Origin of the sequence: Elizabethkingia argenteiflava (assembly GCF_009904105.1) — a bacterium.
Lineage (GTDB): Bacteria > Bacteroidota > Bacteroidia > Flavobacteriales > Weeksellaceae > Elizabethkingia > Elizabethkingia argenteiflava.
Genome location: NZ_JAAABJ010000576.1, coordinates 1 through 356, shown reverse-complemented (window position 1 = coordinate 356; position 356 = coordinate 1). Strand labels below are relative to the sequence as shown.

The following is a 356-nucleotide window of genomic DNA, read 5'->3' as shown; positions in this document are numbered from 1 at the left end:
TTTTGTTCTTCAGTCAATACTCTTTTTATACACTTTATCTTAATATTCTCTACCATTGTGATGTCAAAACTTTATCTAATTTTCCGTTCTTAATAAAAATATCTATAATTCTGGTATCTCCCCAATTCTTAGGGTTTCGCATTTTTTTTACTTCATCAAAAGATATTCCCCAACCTCCTTGTTCTGCTTTCCGCTTACCTAAAATGTCTCGAATAAATTTAAAAGAATTTACTTGTCTTACAGATAGTGGACTAACCTTTCCTGTAGTATTTGTTTTAACTTCAAAGAAATCAAATTTCCCATCTTTACGCATACCTACAAGGTCTATTCCATGATTAGAGCCATTTTGAACAGCT

Annotated in this window: 1 protein-coding gene; it reads right to left on the bottom strand. The window is 31.2% G+C overall.

Annotation, left to right across the window (positions count from 1 at the left end; genetic code table 11):
• Positions 1-49: 49 nt before the first annotated feature.
• The coding region (locus tag GNY06_RS15750) for a hypothetical protein (RefSeq protein WP_212995105.1) at positions 50-356 on the bottom strand (307 nt) is incomplete at its 5' end.